Origin of the sequence: Microbispora hainanensis (genome assembly GCF_006874475.1) — a bacterium.
Taxonomy (GTDB): Bacteria; Actinomycetota; Actinomycetes; order Streptosporangiales; family Streptosporangiaceae; genus Microbispora; species Microbispora hainanensis.
The window spans coordinates 1-1,465 of the sequence record NZ_VIRM01000137.1; the positions used below are offsets into that span (position 1 = coordinate 1).

At 68.7% G+C, this 1,465-nt stretch carries 2 protein-coding genes; both read left to right on the plus strand.

The features are described 5' to 3' along the window. Window positions 1–801: carbohydrate ABC transporter permease (locus FLX08_RS39830; RefSeq protein ID WP_142625422.1), on the plus strand; the 801-nt coding region annotated here is incomplete at its 5' end. Then, window positions 798–1,465: carbohydrate ABC transporter permease (locus tag FLX08_RS39835; RefSeq protein WP_142625423.1), on the plus strand; the 668-nt coding region annotated here is incomplete at its 3' end. The genes FLX08_RS39830 and FLX08_RS39835, both read left to right, overlap by 4 nt.

Genomic DNA, 1,465 nt, shown 5'->3' on the forward strand with positions numbered 1-1,465 from the left:
TATCGCAACGTCGACCTGAGCCTGCGCAACTACACGGTGCGCTCGTTCGTGCAGGGGGACGCGCCGTTCACCGGGTTCGCCAACTACGCGAAGGTGTTCGCCGACGCCACCTTCGGGCCGGCGCTGTGGCACACGGTGGTGTTCACCGTGGTGTCGCTGGCCTTCCAGTTCACCATCGGGCTCGCGCTGGCGGTGTTCTTCAGCCGCAACTTCCGGCTGTCGGCGACGCTGCGGGCGCTGTTCCTGGTGCCGTGGCTGCTGCCGCTGATCGTGTCGGCGTCGACGTGGTCGTGGATGCTCAACAGCGAGTCGGGTGTGGTCAACGCCGCCCTGAGCTGGGCCGGCGTCGGCCCGGTCAACTGGCTGACCTCGCCCGACTGGTCGCTGTGGTCGGTGACCATCGCCAACATCTGGATCGGCATCCCGTTCAACCTGGTAGTGCTCTACAGCGGGCTGCAGGCGATCCCGTCCCACATCCACGAGGCGGCGGCGCTGGACGGGGCGGGCGGCTGGCAGCGGTTCTGGCGGGTGACGTTCCCGCTGCTGCGGCCGGTGTCGGCGATCACGCTGCTGCTCGGGCTGGTCTACACGCTCAAGGTGTTCGACATCATCTGGATCATGACGAAGGGCGGCCCGAGCGACGCGTCCACGACGCTGGCCACCTGGTCCTACCGGCTCGGCTTCGGCAACCTGCTGCCGTCCTTCGGGCCCGGCGCGGCGGTCGGCAACCTGCTGATCGTGATCGCGCTGGTCTTCGGCCTCGTCTACATCCGCACACAGCGACGGCAGGGGGCGGCATGACGGCGACCCGGCGCACCTGGTGGCGGACCGGCCTGGGCGTGGTGTTCACCGTGCTCATGCTGTTCCCGGTCTACTGGATGATCAACGTCTCGTTCACCCGCGACCAGGACATGCGCAAGTCGCCGCCCTACTGGTTCCCGGTGCACGGCACGCTGGAGGGCTACCGCGCGGTGCTGGAACAGCAGGGGCCCTACCTCGCCATCAGCCTCGTCGTCGGGCTGGGCACCGTGGCCCTGACACTGGTGATCGCGGCGCCCGCGGCGTATTCGCTGGCCAAGCTGCACCCGCGCGGCGGCGGCGTGCTGAGCTTCGTGCTGCTGATCGCGCAGATGATCCCGGGGATCATCATGGCGATGGGCTTCTACGCCATCTTCCTGAGCACCGGCGTGCTGAACACCGTGCCGGGGCTGATCGTGGCCGACTCCACCCTCGCGGTGCCGTTCGCCGTGCTGATCCTCGCCACGTTCATGTCCGGCATCCCCGAGGAGCTGATGCAGGCGGCCCGGGTGGACGGCGCGGGCGCACTGCGCACGTTCTGGTCGGTCGTGCTGCCGGTCTCCCGCAACTCGGTCATCACGGTGTCGCTGTTCGCGTTCCTGTGGGCCTGGTCGGACTTCGTCTTCGCCTCCACCCTCGACCAGGGCGGCGGCCACCAGCCGATCAC